This is a genomic window from Clostridium sp. D5 (assembly GCF_000190355.1).
In the GTDB taxonomy this organism is placed as follows: domain Bacteria; phylum Bacillota; class Clostridia; order Lachnospirales; family Lachnospiraceae; genus Faecalicatena; species Faecalicatena fissicatena_A.
In genome coordinates this window covers 111,452-126,055 of record NZ_GL870814.1, presented here as the reverse complement: position 1 = coordinate 126,055, position 14,604 = coordinate 111,452, and the positions used below count along the sequence as shown (strand labels likewise).

Sequence of the window (14,604 nt, the reverse complement as noted above, 5' to 3'; positions counted from 1 at the left end):
ACTTTTATTGGATCGTTTCACCAATCATCCCGCCATCCAGCGCATTGATCGTAAACGGCAGAATCTGCATATCCTTCTGATTGCCCAGTTCTCCCATCTCTTCCCTGTTGTCTTCCCCTTCCATTACCTCAAAAAGCCAGGCCGGAACCAGCCACGCATGATCCGGCTGTCCGTAGGCAGTTATATAAGTATATCTAAGTCTTGCATCATAAACATTATAGGTGAATTTCGTCTTACTCTCCGCCGGCTGCCCCTTCATGGTGTACCAGTAAAACATCTGATCAAATAGTCTGTCCTGGATTTCTTCAAAGGGAATCAAATTCGTATTTTCGGCCACTGTGGACACCTCGCTGCATATGCCTTTCCAGGTAAATGATACAACCCCGTCTTCTGTCACTGCTATACTAATCTGTTCTACCGGAAACGGAGGCGTATAAGAACTTTCTGACTGTTCCATTACAACGCTCTGCGCAAACTGATCCACAAGAATTCCTCCGACTGCAGGCACAAATATATACTCATATCCGGCCTTTCCCTCCTGTGGATTCAGCTGCCACAGCTGATCTTCAAAATGTCCCAACTCATCGTCCGCTATTATACCTTTAGGATACCATAATAATTTTTCTGTAGATGACAGGGACATATTCTGGATATCCAGCTCATCCAGCAACTGTTCCGCCTGCTTCTGTCCCTCCTCCAGTGTAAATGGAGGCTGCTCCATAACGGATGTAAACTGATCCAGTATCTTTTGAAAGGCTTCCCCATAGCCGGTAAAATCCTGGCCAATGCCGTTTAGTCTTTCAGATGACTCAACATCTCCCAGATAAACAGGGCGCATTCCCTTTCTCCATGAAAACCTGCTGCTGTTCCCGGCATCCGGGTCGTACCGTTCAGCTTTGACATATATCTGTCGGTCTTCTCCCGCCTCCGCAGAAAAGTACAGCTCCATGCTGTCCTTTACCGTTGTATCCGTTTCATCTGATTCGTACCAGCTTTGCGCTGCATCTTTTGCTTTGTCTTCCTGCTTCTTCTGAAATTTCACCTCTGCCTCTTTCGGCTCCTGCTCTTTCTCTGGCGCAAGCTCAATTGCTTTCTCCAGACCCTCGGCCATCTTTTGGAAATTCGGCCACAGAATAGTGTCTGCAAAACCGCCCTCCTTATTATCTATCCGGTTTTTTATACCCTGATATATATCTCTCGTGTTTAACTGGGGAACATACAGCTCCTCATCCCCTGCAAAATACTTTACCAGTTTCCCCAGTTCTTCATCCGTCATTGCATGGTTTTCCATTTCAACTACCGGAAGATTGCCGACTGTAATAGGATCCAGGTAAACATCTGCGGTAAGTATTGCCCTGTCATTACCGCGCTTTTCGGATACCTTCCAGTGGTCCGGCAGATCCACCTTTTTTGTATCACCCTCTTTTAACGGTTCTGCGATTACATCCTCACTTAATCCTCCAGCCTTGCTCACAACAGAACTCTTCTCAGGCGTTTTCTGGCAGCCGCTTATAGCTGTCATACCGGCCAGAATAATAGATAAGACAATGATCCCTCTTCTTTTTTTCAATATAACCCCTCCCTTTTCACGTCAACCAGCCCAGCAGGGTTGATAGATCTGATGTTGCATTCAGCATAGATCCCGGGTCACAGATAAACAAGTTTCTGACCATAAACTGTAGTTTTTCTGGACATTAATTTTTTTACTGCCCGATCTGATGCCCCATATCGAAAAAGGAAAGCGTTACAATAAATTCTTTTTCTTTTACCTCATATGAAACAACTCCTTCATATGCCTCTACAATCCGCTGCACGCTCTTAAGCCCATACCCATGTCCAACTTTGTCGGCTTTTGAGGTCAGAAAGCCCTTTCCCCTTTTCACAGGGACTTCTTCTGCAGTATTTGCAATCTCTATAAAAATTAAATTCTTCTGTTTTTCAATTTTTACCCTGATCCTGCCTGCCCCATTTACTTTCGCACATGCTTCAATTGCATTGTCCAGAAGATTCCCGAATAAGGTGCAGATTTCCCGGTCCTCAAGCGGCAGCTTTGCAAGTGGCATTGCCTGCAGTTCGTATGCGATTCCTCTCCGCTCTGCCTGCATCCGTTTCTGGCTAAGGACCAGATCTAATATCCTGTTTCCGGTATAAATCTGAGGGTTTATTTTTATAAAATCTTTCTTAATCTCTTCAATATATTGATGCATCTTCTCGTATTCCCCGGTTCGTTCATACTCACTAATAATGAGATAATGGTTTTTCGTGTCGTGCACCAGCTCCCGGTTCATTTCTATAGCAGCAGTGAGTTCTTCATATTTCTGCCGTTCCATTTCTTCTTTGATCAGCAGAAATTCATTTTCTTTTTTAATTCCTTTGTTCTTTAACAAAAGGATTCCCATGGCACATACGATTGCCACCATGGTCAATAGGGTGATCATGCTGTTCCTGATCACAGTCTTTAAAATTCCCATGTCAACAGTTGAATATGTGATACCATGTTCCAGAAGCCTTTGATACTCCAATGCCATAACAGTAAGCACAGTACCAATAATCAACAGTATATTACGGTATTCCGCTATATCCTTCTGAACACTGCTTCTCCTGGCCGCCCGGATGATCAGCAGCATAATGATTCTGGAGCCTATACACGCAAATATCATGATTGCTTCTACATTGATTCCGGTTACATAGATGATTCCATTCACATCGCTTTCGATGAGAACGGCTTCCAGAAAGGCAAAAGAAAAGTCTAAAAGTGCGGTAAAAGAAAAATATGTCGATGCGATACCTGTAAGTAAAAGCATCTGTTTTCTGTACATAAGCCACGTAAAAAGTATCATCGCCGCCAGTATAAGCGAAAACACAATATGAGAGAAAAACATCCTGGTCTGCAGATGCGCCAATAAAATACTCATCACTGCGATGCTTCCCCACTTAACAGCCGTGTCGATCCTGCCCTTATGCTTTCGGTCAGATAAAATCCCGGAAAGCAGCCAGTAATACAATCCAATTTCAAAAAATGACAGCACAAACCATATAATCCGAAAAATAACCGGATTCCCCATTTACAGTTCCCTCCAATAGCGGTTGATTGTTCTTTTTACTTCCGGCAGTTTTGTACCGCTGATCTGCACCTGGTAATTCTTTTCCAGGTAAATTGTATCTCCGCTCAGTCTGCAGATGCGTTTCATATTCACGATATATCCCCGGTCAACAAGCACAAACTCCCTGCTCTCCAGCTCATAAAAGACCTGCTCTAACGCAATCCGTTCCCGGTATTCCCCGTCCATTGTAACAAAGTTTACATACTTAGATCCCTTTGACTTATAAATATAAATAATATCCCGGTAAAAGATCTTCATCTTTTCTGAAATGTTCCCTACAATCCGGTACTGCCTGCTCATCCGCTTTATTTTCTCAGCCAGCTGCTGTGCCACAATTGGAAGGCGATATTCCAGATCCTGCTTCAATATGTACTGATACGCCTCTATAAGATAGCTTTCGGCAGCATATTCTGCATAGGAAGTAATAAATATAATATACATTTCCGGCTGCAGTTTCCTGACTTCTTTCCCCAGCTCTATCCCATCCATTTCTGCCATCTGTATATCTGAAAACAAAATATCAAATTTAATTCCATTTTGAAGTTCCTTTATAAACGCTTCACCTTTCGAAAATGTAATAAACTCCGTCTCATCATAATTCTCAAGAGACTGCTCAATACACTGGCATATCATATTTCTAACCGGTTCTTCATCGTCCACAATACCTATTCTAATCATAAATCACCCTGATTCCCTGCATGTATTTTGGAATTCATGTATCCGAAATTTTTTATGGTTAAGAAAATGATCGAACAGCAGGAAAGACAGATGGCTGTCGCCTGTCCATGCATAATAACTCCGTACCACTTTCCCGTTTAAATATAGAAAAGCGGGCTTCTCTAAGCCCGCCGTCTGATGCAGTTTTGCTTTATCTCAAATTTGTTTCCTTCAATCTGCAAGGTCATAAATTCCCGTTTAACCATGTAATCAAACATTTAGTACCAATTTCAAGAAATAATCTTAAAATATTTTAACACTTTCAGCAAAAAAAGTAAAGCATGGATGAAGTAAATGAACTTCCGTGACCAATCCCCATCTTAAGCAGTATGTTCTTCCTGCCCAATCAAATTATACATATCCTGAACAGACATATTATTAGTCGTCATAAAATCATAAAGCTCTCTAAGCTCCTCTTCCCTCTTTTTGCCCAAAAGTTCTTTCTTTTGCTGCACTAATGAATTCAGCTTTTCCTGCAGTTTATCAATCTGCTCGTCCAAACTATTGATTTGTGTTTCCAGTGATCTCCTCTGTCTTGCCATTATACGTCTCTCCTATCGTCAAATTTTGCATGATATAGCTATTACAATAAAGTATATGTACAGGCCTGGTAATTTATTCCTTCAAATGTCATTCTTAATAGTTTTGTTTTGTTCCATGCCAGCCTTCTAACCCCTTTATAAGTAAGGAGTCAGAAGGATTCCTGGCACCCACCTGCCTGCCTATTTGAAACCACTTATGAACCTTATACCAGGCATCCGACTGATACCGTGCTTTGTTTCCCCGAAACTTTTTCCTCTTTGAGAGTTCTTATTTCAAATATCTTGCAGCTATTTTTTTCAATTCTCCCGGATACGCTTCGTTCCACTCATGGAATGACATTTCAGACGCTTCTGCCGCTCTGCCAACCTCTATGATAAATTCAGGTATATCTTTTTCCAACATTACGCCTGGCTTATCACCAAACCGTTCCGCATCCTGTTTGTCACTTCCTGATAGATGTAATGTGAAAACGGGATGAGATACCTTGTCGATACTTTTCACTCCGCCATGGAATCCAATGTCACCAATCTGATGAGTACCGCAGGAAGACGGACATCCCGAAATATGAATCTGCGGAAGTGATTCTGCTTTCAGTCCTGCCTCCTTTACTGCATGAATGCAGGCTCTTAACAGATTTTGTGAATCCCTCACTCCCACTTGGCAAATGGAAGCCCCAATACACGAAACAGATGCCTCAAATGGTGTCCTGGCCCCATCAGAGGTAAGTTCAAGGACTTTTGAAGTCTCCCTTCCGGTGAGGTTAATGATATACATCGTCTCATCCGGCGAAATTCTAAGTTCTGCTGCCTCCATATCCTTTATAAGGTCATATATTGCCCTGAACATAGAAGGGTGGGGACAGCCGCCAATCGGATGGTATTTGACAGCATAAAGACCCTCCTGTTTCTGCCCGATTACTCTACTTCCGAAGGCTGTGGTCCCATCGCCCTGCTTATGAATCTGTGAAGAATCAACTTCAATGTCCAGATTTTCTGCAGTCTCAAGCACTTCCTTAAGGTTTTCCAAAAAGACTGCAGCCACACCCTCTTTTCCGAGGGTATCCTGCATATATCTGGTTCTCGCTTTCCCCCTCTGTTCATAATTGCCATGTTCCAGAAATGTTTTCCGCATTGCACAGATATAGTAAAGCACTTTGCACGGATCAATCTGTTCTGCGACTTTTATCCCCATTTTAGGGTTATTTCCCAGACCGCCGGCTGCATATACATCAAAAGTGCCGTCTTTTCGCGCAGCAAATCCCAAGTCTCTAAACGTAGCATGTGTTTCATTTGCCGGACTATTAGAAAATGCTACTTTCAATTTTCTTGGCATCTTTTCTTCCTTAATAAAAGTCAGCAGATACTCTCCCGCGGCTTCCGCATAGGGGAGTACATCAAAATACTCTCCTCGTTCTACCCCTGATAGCGGTGATACCATTACATTTCTTGGAAAATCCCCGCCGCCCCCTCTCGTCACAATTTTATGATCTAATGCTTTTTCAATAATATCGAATACAACCAACGGCTGCAGATTATGCAGCTGGATGGTTTGGCAGGTCGTCAAATGCACGCAGTCAATCCCGTGGGTTTCAATACAATCAGCAATAAATTTCAACTTATCTTTTGTTATCCTGCCGCCTGGCAGACGCAGCCTGAGCATACTTGCATTGCCGCCTTTCTGGGCATAGCTTCCATACCCGCCTGAATATCCTTTATACTCCTGTTTACTAAGCCCTCCCTCGTAAAATTGGATTGTTTTTTGCTTGAACTCTTCCAGGTCTTCTTTCCATGCTTCTAATGTAACTTTTTTCATATCGTTCCTCTTTCCTGACTCCATCTGCCAACTTTTTTAATTTCTCTAATATTACAAACACAAAATATTACTCATTTTATGCAGTCATTACTTTCCCTTTAAGTATGCCATTTCTGGTATTCCTTAATACACTCCCTGACAGGTTGGTTTACAAACAGGCTATAAAACGAAGTATACCCAAAGGGCATGTGATTCAATGTGCCCTTTGGGTATACCTTATTCTGCAGCTGTGCTGCAGATCCGCCCGTATGGGCATGAGTTACGGTGTGCCCTCTGGGTATACTTTTATGTTATACCATGAACCGGATTTCTTCAAAATCCGCTTCATGTTTTTGCATAGAAAAATTACAGGAAAACCTTTTAAAACGGAGTCCCATACAAATCATAAGGAGTCAGCTGATAAACGTAATAATTGAGCCAGTTCGTATAAAGATTGTTTGCGTGCGCCCTCCAGAGCAGTTGAGGCATGTTATCCGGATTGTTGTCCGGATAATAATTTGCCGGTACTTTAATATCCAGTCCTTTTCCCTTGTCTCTTTTATACTCCGTATCAAGCGTCACCCTGTCATATTCCGGATGTCCCATTACGAAGATCTGGCGGCCTTCCTTTGCCATGCAGAGAAATACCCCCGCCTCCTCTGAATCTGCCAGGATAGTAATCCTGTCATCTGCCTCCAGCAGATCCTGAGGCACTGTTGTGTGTCTGGAATGCGGAGCAAAGAAAATATCATCAAACCCTCTTACAAGAGGAATCTTTCTGTTTCTGACATGATGAGGGAAGATACCGAACATCTTTTCGGGCAGCTGGATTTTATTGATTCCATAATGGTAGTACAGCCCCGCCTGGGCACCCCAGCACAGGTGCAGCGTAGATGTGACATTGGTTCTGGTCCAGTCCATAATCCCCTTGAGTTCCTCCCAGTAGTCCACATCCTCAAAAGGCATCTGCTCTACTGGTGCGCCTGTTATGATAAATCCATCAAACTTCTGGTTTTTGATATTGTCGAACGGCTCATAAAACTTGTAGATATGGCTTGTGGATGTGTTTCTGGATACATGGCTGCTCACCCGCACAAAGGTCACATCCACCTGCAGAGGGGTGTTGGAAAGTGAACGCAGAATCTGCAGTTCTGTATCCTCCTTAAGAGGCATCAGATTTAAGAGGCCGATGCTGATCGGACGGATATCCTGATGTGCCGCGCGATATTCATCCATCACAAATATGTTTTCCTGCTCCAGTAGTTCTTTTACCGGTAAATCATTTTGTACTCGTATTGGCATATTTTATTCCCCTTTTTCTTTATTTGTTTCATTGTCATCTGAATGTACATACGTCCCATCGGATTCCACGTAACTTAACTCCCCGTATGCGGCAGTCTCCGTAGGCAGCTTCTTCTTTTCAAGCATATGGTTGATCAGCATATTTATAATATAGTAGATAACCGCAAATGTTGGCACGCCCAGAATCATGCCTATGACCCCAAACAGCCCGCCCCCCAGGAGGATTGCAAACACTACCCAGAATGCAGAAAGTCCTGTAGAGTCACCCAGTATCTTTGGCCCGATTACGTTCCCGTCCAGCTGCTGCAGAACGAGAATAAATAAAATAAAGTAAATGCCCATCTTCGGATCTGTCAGCATAATCAGGATTGCGCTTGGTATTGCCCCGATATATGGCCCGAAAAATGGGATAACGTTCGTAACTCCTACAATTACACTGACCAGAAGCGTATAAGGCATCTTCAGCATTGAAAGTCCGATAAAGCAAAGTACTCCAATGATTGCAGAATCTATGATCTTACCAATGATGAATCCACCGAATATCTCGTTGCTCTTGATCGTTAAATGCAGGATCATATTGGCATGTGAAGGCTTAAACACTGCGTACACCAGCTTTTTAGACTGGCTTGCAAACTTTTCTTTACTGAATAGGACATAAATGGATATGATGATGCCGATTACCACATTCAGAAGTTCGCTGATAATATTAATAACGCCCACGGTCAGATTAGACATGACAACATTGATCTGATTCAGCAGGTCCGTGCGCATCCATGTCTGGATGAAATCCGTTGCTTCTTTTAAAATATTGCTTAAAAGCTGGCCCAGTGTCGAATCCTGAGAATTCATCTCCATCACCTTGTCCACCAGCTGGTTCAGCTGGCTCGGCACCGTCAAGATCATATCTCTGATACTGCCGTACAATTCCGGGATCATCATGTTGAACAGCGCGATGATGATAAAGAGCAGCACCAAAACCCCCGCAAATATCCCTGTTCCTCTGGAAATTGCATGGATCCGTTTCTGATCCTGCAGTTTCTTTTCCAAAAACGGCCGTAAATGTTCCTCCACAAAATCCACAATCGGATTTAGAAGGTAGGCTATCGCCAGGCCATAGACAATCGGTTTCAAAACACCAAATATCTCTTTGAAAACTCCTGAAATAGCCGGCAGGCGCAGCAGCGCAAAATAAAAGATAATGCAGGCTGCAATCACTACAAAAATAGTCATACCCCGGCTGAACTTTTGCCTCAGTTTTGATGGTCCGTTATGTCCGAAAGAAGGCCGGTTTACGTAATAACCGCTGCTTTCTTCTACTTTTTTATTCTCCTGATACCGCTTTTCTCCACTCATTCACATTAAGATCCTTCCAATTTTTATGCAGATATTATGATTATAACGCGTACTATGTACTCTAGTCAACCAAGAAGAGCAGGTATCCGGCTTTATCATACCGGATACCTGCTCTCTCGCTCCACTTTATCAAAGTGCAGTATTTAATTTCCTCAACCGTTACATTTAAATGTTGCACATTCTGTGCCTTCACACTGACAGGCATCGCTTCCTTCCACACTGATCTTTCCAGCGTGGCATTCACAATCACAGTTATACATACAATCCGTCGCCTTACAGTCTACGCAGCTGAGGTCAGAAGCTGTTCCGGTTACATTACTGTAACTGTTAGAATAACTGTTTGAGTAGCTGTCATCCTTTCTCTCCTGAAAGCTGTCACAGCAGGTCTCTCTTGGTGTTTTTGCATTGTTGCCGCCCACCTGGATTTTGTCAAGATCACATAAAAACTGCTTATTGTGCATACATGTTTGCACAGTACATTTTAATTCTGGCATGATCATACCTCCTTCTTATAATAAAATCAGTATCATTATGCCCTGCAGTCCCTCGGATTATTCCTGTTCCTCTATCTCACGCACTTTCTTTCCTGCAATTTCACTGGTAATAGAGGCAATAAACTCGTCCATACTCTTCTGGCCTTCATCACCCGCAAATCTGCTTCTTACGGAAACAAGTCTGTCCTCTTCTTCCTTTGCACCCACTACAAGCATATATGGAATTTTTTGCATCTGGGCCTCTCGTATTTTGTATCCGATTTTTTCTGCGCGCATATCAATATCTGCACGGATGCCGGCTTTATTCAGAGTGTCCTGCACTTTTTTTCCATATTTGATATATTTATCTGAAATGGGAAGTACCTTCACCTGTACAGGCGCCAGCCAGGTTGGAAATGCACCCGCAAAATGTTCGATCAGAATTCCGATGAACCGCTCAATGGAACCGAATGCAACACGATGAATCATAATCGGTCTGTGTTTTTCTCCATCAGCGCCTGTATACTCCAGATCAAAACGAAGCGGCAGCTGGAAATCCAGCTGGATCGTTCCGCACTGCCATGTCCTTCCTATGGAGTCCTCCAGATGAAAATCTATTTTAGGGCCATAAAACGCACCGTCTCCCTCATTTACTACATAAGGAAGCTCGAGATCGTCAAGCGCGCCCCTGAGCGCCTCTGTCGCCATTTCCCAGTCCTCATCGCTTCCCATGCTGTCTTCGGGCCGTGTAGAGAGCTCTACATGGTATTTAAATCCAAACAGGCTGTATACTTCATCGATTAATCTCGCAACATCCTTGATCTCATCTCTTATTTGCTCCGGCATCATAAAAATATGGGCATCGTCCTGAGTAAAGCAGCGCACTCTCATCAGACCATGAAGCTGCCCTGACTTTTCATGGCGGTGAACAAGACCCAGCTCGCCCATTCTGAGCGGCAGATCGCGGTAAGATCTGGGTTCCGACTGATAGACAAGGATTCCCCCGGGACAGTTCATTGGCTTAATCGCAAAGTCTTCTTCATCAATAACAGTTGTGTACATATTGTCCTTATAATGGTCCCAATGTCCGGAGGTCTCCCACAGATGGCGGCTGAGCATAATCGGTGTAGCAATCTCCACATAACCGTTTCTGCTGTGTATTTCACGCCAGTAATCCAGGAGCGTATTCTTCAGCACCATGCCTTTTGGGAGGAAAAACGGAAAACCAGGGCCTTCATCCCTCATCATAAAGAGGCCAAGCTCTTTCCCCAGCTTTCTGTGGTCGCGCTTTTTCGCTTCCTCCAGCATAGTCAGATATTCGTCCAGTTCAGCCTTTTTCGGAAATGCGGTTCCATAGATACGCTGCAGCATCTTATTCTTTTCACTGCCCCGCCAGTATGCGCCGGCAAGACTTGTCAGTTTAAAAGCTTTCACCGGCTTTGTTGTCATTAAATGCGGTCCCGCACATAAATCGGTAAATTCGGCCTGTGAATAAAAACTGATGACAGCATCATCCGGAAGATCTTCGATTAGTTCTACTTTATATGGTTCACCTTTTTCTTCGAAATATGCAATTGCTTCCTGACGCGGTTTTGTGTATTGTTCAATAGGAAGAGCTTCTTTTACAATTTTTTTCATTTCTGCTTCAATTTTTTCGAGATCTTCCACCGTCAGCGGTGTCTCCCTGTCTATATCATAGTAAAAACCATCCGACACGGAAGGGCCAATTGCCAGCCTGGTATCAGGATACAGTCTTTTCACGGCCTGTGCCATAATATGGGATGCGGTGTGCCAAAACGCGCCTTTCCCTTTCTCATCCTGGAAGGTAAGGATATTCAGATCGCAGTCCCTGTCCACGATTGTCCGCAGATCTGCCGTCTCTCCGTTAATTTCCCCTGCTGTTGCCATACGCGCAAGCCCTTCACTGATATCTGACGCAATCTCGATAATAGATCTGCTGCCTGCGTATTCTTTCACTGTACCGTCTTTCAAAGTAATCTTCATTTTGTTCTCCTCTCTTCGCATATAGAATCTAACCGGCAGCCTTCCATGGAATGAAGAGAAAAAAAGAAGTCCCTCTCCACAGAAAACTGCAGAAAGGGACGAGTTATAATAATCTCGCGGTTCCACCCTAATTGTGCTGGCATGCTGATACCAGAACCACTTCATTCATGATGATAACGGAATCACCGGACTGTTTTCAGCCACTCGGAGGTAGTTTTCAAATGCTTCCGCAACAGGGAGTTTTCAGCCTCGGCTCCCCTCTCTGGTTGTCCTTCCACACTTTACTCGTCTCGTCAACGTGTTATTATTTCGAATCTAGACTCATTATAACATCGCAGTTATTTTTGTCAACCATGTTTTCGATATCCAGTCCGGCCGTACTGCTGACTGGAGCCGGACACCTGATTTTTATAATTGCCCTGAAAAGCAGCCTGGTAAGAGGACCTGCTGCAAACAGATTCCAGAGCAGCGCCATGGGGAAATTTTTTAGCAGTGTTCCGGCCCAGATTGCCGGCAGCTGGCTCACAGGCGCATGCCCCAATATGATGTTAAACAGTATGGTTGCAGCCAGGCTCATGGTGGGACACATAACCAGAACGGTACATCCCGATACTATAAGTGTGATAAAAAACGGATTATCTGTCTCCGGGCAGATGATTTTACCGGCGATCCGGTGTCCGAGTCTGTTTCCCCACAGATTTGAAAAGATGAAAACCAGTACCCACATATAAGAAGCCCTCCTTCTGATATTTCTTTTCCTGCTTCTTTACTTCAGACATAAGAAAAAGGCGTATAATCTTTGAATTTTAACTCATAGACTACGCCTTACAGACTTATTTCTATTGGTATTATATGCCGCAAAACAATTGCGGAAGATTAAAGCCATTTCCTTAATTCCAGATTTTATTTTAACAGATTTTCCAATTTTATGAAAGGTCTGTTTTTAATTTTTTTCATTTAATTTAGATTTCCACTATTACCGATGCATCTTCAACCAGAGAAGGGCAAAGAATTCACGCACCATATAATTCAGCTGCAAAACCGGATTTGAGCTTGCCGAGATACCATGAAGGTTCGTAAAACCAGCTTTTTTTCCGATCAGCAGAGCCCGGTACAAATGAAAGTTGTTTGTCACCACTGCACACGGCTGTCTCGGATCGCCAATAATCCTGCTGCTGTTTTTCATATTCTCCCAGGTGGATGTGGAGGTATCTTCTTTATAAATCCTGCTGCTGTCAATCCCTCTTATTTCCAGATAGTCCGCCATAGCAGCCGCTTCCGTTATATCTTCGCCTATTCCCTGTCCTCCGGAAACAATTACCTTTGTATCCGTATGCTGCTCCAGATATTCACAGGCGGCATCCAGTCTCCGCTTCAGCGAATTTGTTATTCTGGTGCCTCTCACCTGTGCACCGAGAATAATGATGTAAGGCACCTCGTCCCTTGTCTTTTTCAGCATAGCCCCGCAGATCCAGGCCTCAGTATAAAGAAAGACGCCCCAGCAGATCAGAACCACAGTAACTGCCAGATGCCCGGCCGTCCCTCCCGGCGCAAAATACGCGAGTAGCAGATGCAGCACTCCGGCAGCAGGCCAAAACAGGGAAAAGGTAGAGTTCCATTTTCTTGTGTACAGCAGCATCACCAGATAGTACAGGAAACAAAAAAGTCCAGTTATCAAATAATATATTCTCATCAGGTTCTCCCGGATATTTTTTCAGATATTTAAAAATCCTCCGGCTTCCGTGTCCAGAGGATTTATTCCCGCGGGCAACGAGCCAAAGTCAGGTTTGCTTGATCTTGGCGACTGCCGCGAGGGTCAAATACCTCACACCTTGCTAGGGGGTATTTGACTTGCAGTATTTAAGTATTACCTTTTGGTATACAAATTAACATTATGCGTTTTTACCGCAGCATTTTTTATATTTTTTGCCGCTTCCGCACGGACATGGATCATTTCTGCCGACCTTCTTTTCTTTGCGGACAGTTCCTGCCTGTTTTTGCTCGCGGTACAGGCGCTTTTTGGTCTCATCATCGAAAATCTTGTCCCACTGCGGAAGTTCATAGAGCCAGTCTGCTTTTGCATCCACCATGTTCATATATAATTTTTCCGCATCAAAAGCCAGGCTGACTTCTGTGGTCTCTGTCATAGTCTCTATTGGATTAGGCTCCTTCAGGCTGTCATTGATACCATCCAGGAATCCAACCATGGTCAGGACTTCCTGTCCATATTTTCCTGCCAGCTCTTCTACGGTCCCCTTTACTTCAACATCCGGTGTCTCCAGAAGCTGTCTGTAAATCTCCTTTTCAATATTAAAATACTCGCCCCAGAAGTTCTCCAGCTGCTCTCTTGTCAGTTCTTTGTCATAGGCCGTGTCACGCCACTGGTCCAGTAAACATTTTTCACTCATTGTATATAACTCCTTTTTTCAAAATTTCGCTCGTGTTCCCATTATATAACAAAATTTACAGATAGTAAAGAATTTCGTGTGCAAACCTCCGCAAACCTCTGCAAACCCAAAAAGTATTCTTCAAACTCATATGGTTCAGCCAAAGACCGCAAAATACGGGATATTCCCGACAGTTACAATTGCCTGGATACCCCGTTTTTCATTCCACTCTGATGCTTTTCGTGAAAAAAGCGCCGCCTGCTGAAATCTTATTTGAAATACGCTTCTGTTTCGCTTATAATAAATCTATCTCATTATGTATGATAGAAAGGATTTATTATGAAAAAATCTAAACGTATTTTAGCACTGATCGGTGCCATTCTCCTCATATGTCTATACGGCAGTACATTAATTTTCGCTTTTGTTGACCGTTCTGCATCTTTAGGCCTGCTGAAAGCTTCCATTGCTGCTACGATATTACTGCCGGTTCTGTTGTATGCTTACACTTTAGTTTATCGCTTATCCCAAAAGAAAAAACCGGATGACTCAGATGAGGATCGTTAATCCTCTATACGAATAATGTTGCCAGTTCCAGGGCAGCGCTCCATTCTGCTGCTCTTCTTTTTTGCGGTTCTTTCATGAATTCTGTTCTTCTTTTTTCTTGTCTTCTCTCCAGGTATTCTTCCATCGATATTATCTCTTGAGTTCTTTCAGTATTGCTCTGACGCATAAAAATACCTCCTTTTCTTATAAGCCTCAGCCTTATTATTATATGAATACTCACCCGTAAATATGCCAAAATATCTAACCTTGCAGCAGCTTTAAACATAATTATTTTCAGCTGGCCTGCCGTTATATTTCACCCCTTTTGACATAGTTTCATTTTACTGTCCAAATGTGTCGGAGTTATGGCAGAAATATAAAGATTTT

At 43.4% G+C, this 14,604-nt stretch carries 14 protein-coding genes and 1 other annotated feature; of the genes, 1 reads left to right on the top strand and 13 read right to left on the bottom strand.

Annotated elements, in window-relative coordinates:
* Window positions 1–4: 4 nt before the first annotated feature.
* From HMPREF0240_RS14150 to HMPREF0240_RS14095, 12 genes are all read right to left on the bottom strand, one after another.
* Window positions 5–1,570: a DUF6034 family protein gene (locus tag HMPREF0240_RS14150; protein WP_050794548.1), complete on the bottom strand. Its 1,566-nt coding sequence runs from the start codon at window positions 1,568–1,570 to the stop codon at window positions 5–7.
* 133 nt (window positions 1,571–1,703) lie between these two features.
* A complete protein-coding gene (locus HMPREF0240_RS14145) occupies window positions 1,704–3,065 on the bottom strand; it encodes a GHKL domain-containing protein (RefSeq protein WP_035313552.1) in 1,362 nt (453 codons plus the stop codon).
* A complete protein-coding gene (locus HMPREF0240_RS14140) occupies window positions 3,066–3,782 on the bottom strand; it encodes a LytTR family DNA-binding domain-containing protein (protein WP_009004101.1) in 717 nt (238 codons plus the stop codon).
* A gap of 359 nt (window positions 3,783–4,141) precedes the next feature.
* Window positions 4,142–4,363: a hypothetical protein gene (locus HMPREF0240_RS14135; RefSeq protein WP_009004100.1), complete on the bottom strand. Its 222-nt coding sequence runs from the start codon at window positions 4,361–4,363 to the stop codon at window positions 4,142–4,144.
* Between the two features lie 268 nt (window positions 4,364–4,631).
* A complete protein-coding gene (locus HMPREF0240_RS14130) occupies window positions 4,632–6,176 on the bottom strand; it encodes a nitrite/sulfite reductase (protein WP_035313551.1) in 1,545 nt (514 codons plus the stop codon).
* 360 nt (window positions 6,177–6,536) lie between these two features.
* Window positions 6,537–7,457: a homoserine O-succinyltransferase gene (metA, locus tag HMPREF0240_RS14125; RefSeq protein WP_009004098.1), complete on the bottom strand. Its 921-nt coding sequence runs from the start codon at window positions 7,455–7,457 to the stop codon at window positions 6,537–6,539.
* A 3-nt stretch (window positions 7,458–7,460) separates the two neighbouring features.
* Entirely contained in the window at window positions 7,461–8,810 is a 1,350-nt protein-coding gene (locus HMPREF0240_RS14120; protein WP_009004097.1) for an AI-2E family transporter, read from the bottom strand.
* Window positions 8,811–8,962: 152 nt separating this feature from the next.
* Window positions 8,963–9,304 (bottom strand): DUF1540 domain-containing protein, encoded by a 342-nt coding sequence (locus HMPREF0240_RS14115; RefSeq protein WP_009004096.1) that lies wholly within the window; start codon window positions 9,302–9,304, stop codon window positions 8,963–8,965.
* A 57-nt stretch (window positions 9,305–9,361) separates the two neighbouring features.
* Entirely contained in the window at window positions 9,362–11,287 is a 1,926-nt protein-coding gene (thrS, locus tag HMPREF0240_RS14110) for a threonine--tRNA ligase (RefSeq protein ID WP_009004095.1), read from the bottom strand.
* A gap of 91 nt (window positions 11,288–11,378) precedes the next feature.
* Window positions 11,379–11,593: a binding site (T-box leader), on the bottom strand.
* Window positions 11,592–12,014 (bottom strand): hypothetical protein, encoded by a 423-nt coding sequence (locus HMPREF0240_RS23515; RefSeq protein WP_009004094.1) that lies wholly within the window; start codon window positions 12,012–12,014, stop codon window positions 11,592–11,594. It overlaps the preceding feature by 2 nt.
* A gap of 249 nt (window positions 12,015–12,263) precedes the next feature.
* Complete coding sequence (locus HMPREF0240_RS14100) at window positions 12,264–12,980, bottom strand: YdcF family protein (RefSeq protein WP_035313550.1); 717 nt, start codon at window positions 12,978–12,980, stop codon at window positions 12,264–12,266.
* A 199-nt stretch (window positions 12,981–13,179) separates the two neighbouring features.
* On the bottom strand, window positions 13,180–13,695 hold the full coding sequence (locus tag HMPREF0240_RS14095; RefSeq protein WP_009004092.1) for an SEC-C metal-binding domain-containing protein: 516 nt from the start codon (window positions 13,693–13,695) through the stop codon (window positions 13,180–13,182).
* A gap of 318 nt (window positions 13,696–14,013) precedes the next feature.
* Here HMPREF0240_RS14095 and HMPREF0240_RS24000 point away from each other — a divergent pair, with 318 nt between their 5' ends.
* Window positions 14,014–14,238, top strand: coding sequence for a hypothetical protein (locus HMPREF0240_RS24000; RefSeq protein ID WP_009004091.1), 225 nt, complete (start codon window positions 14,014–14,016; stop codon window positions 14,236–14,238).
* A gap of 4 nt (window positions 14,239–14,242) precedes the next feature.
* Here the strand turns inward: HMPREF0240_RS24000 and HMPREF0240_RS24425 are convergent, their stop codons facing one another.
* A complete protein-coding gene (locus tag HMPREF0240_RS24425; RefSeq protein WP_148486347.1) occupies window positions 14,243–14,503 on the bottom strand; it encodes a hypothetical protein in 261 nt (86 codons plus the stop codon).
* Between the last annotated feature and the right edge of the window lie 101 nt (window positions 14,504–14,604).

Coding starts and splice junctions, on each gene's coding strand:
- HMPREF0240_RS14145 (WP_035313552.1), bottom strand. CDS start 3,065: ATGGGGAATCCGGTTATTTTTCGGATTATATGGTTTGTGCTGTCATTT.
- HMPREF0240_RS14140 (WP_009004101.1), bottom strand. CDS start 3,782: ATGATTAGAATAGGTATTGTGGACGATGAAGAACCGGTTAGAAATATG.
- HMPREF0240_RS14135 (WP_009004100.1), bottom strand. CDS start 4,363: ATGGCAAGACAGAGGAGATCACTGGAAACACAAATCAATAGTTTGGAC.
- HMPREF0240_RS14130 (WP_035313551.1), bottom strand. CDS start 6,176: ATGAAAAAAGTTACATTAGAAGCATGGAAAGAAGACCTGGAAGAGTTC.
- metA (WP_009004098.1), bottom strand. CDS start 7,457: ATGCCAATACGAGTACAAAATGATTTACCGGTAAAAGAACTACTGGAG.
- HMPREF0240_RS14120 (WP_009004097.1), bottom strand. CDS start 8,810: ATGAGTGGAGAAAAGCGGTATCAGGAGAATAAAAAAGTAGAAGAAAGC.
- HMPREF0240_RS14115 (WP_009004096.1), bottom strand. CDS start 9,304: ATGCCAGAATTAAAATGTACTGTGCAAACATGTATGCACAATAAGCAG.
- thrS (WP_009004095.1), bottom strand. CDS start 11,287: ATGAAGATTACTTTGAAAGACGGTACAGTGAAAGAATACGCAGGCAGC.
- HMPREF0240_RS23515 (WP_009004094.1), bottom strand. CDS start 12,014: ATGTGGGTACTGGTTTTCATCTTTTCAAATCTGTGGGGAAACAGACTC.
- HMPREF0240_RS14100 (WP_035313550.1), bottom strand. CDS start 12,980: ATGAGAATATATTATTTGATAACTGGACTTTTTTGTTTCCTGTACTAT.
- HMPREF0240_RS14095 (WP_009004092.1), bottom strand. CDS start 13,695: ATGAGTGAAAAATGTTTACTGGACCAGTGGCGTGACACGGCCTATGAC.
- HMPREF0240_RS24000 (WP_009004091.1), top strand. CDS start 14,014: ATGAAAAAATCTAAACGTATTTTAGCACTGATCGGTGCCATTCTCCTC.
- HMPREF0240_RS24425 (WP_148486347.1), bottom strand. CDS start 14,503: ATGTTTAAAGCTGCTGCAAGGTTAGATATTTTGGCATATTTACGGGTG.